The organism is Gilvimarinus sp. 1_MG-2023, assembly GCF_030548285.1.
In genome coordinates this window covers 1-240 of record NZ_JAUOSC010001604.1, presented here as the reverse complement: position 1 = coordinate 240, position 240 = coordinate 1, and the positions used below count along the sequence as shown (strand labels likewise).

Sequence of the window (240 nt, the reverse complement as noted above, 5' to 3'; positions counted from 1 at the left end):
ATTCTCAACCAACAGAACGCCATGACTGATTCCGAAACCGAACTGGAAATTTCCAGCCGCCACTCCATTCCACTGTATCAGATTGACCTGCAAGCCATCCGTGCCCAGGGTGCCGGTGGCCAGAACGTCAACAAGGTATCCAGTGCCATCCATTTGCGCTTTGATATCGGTGCATCGTCCCTGCCTGGTTATATCAAGGAACGCCTTGCCAACATCTCGGACAGCCGGATCAGCAAGGAC

General features: G+C 53.3%; 1 protein-coding gene. It reads left to right on the top strand.

Annotation, left to right across the window (positions count from 1 at the left end; translation table 11 throughout):
- Positions 1-21: 21 nt before the first annotated feature.
- A partial coding sequence (locus Q4563_RS22210) for an aminoacyl-tRNA hydrolase (protein ID WP_303606084.1) occupies positions 22-240 on the top strand: 219 nt, incomplete at its 3' end.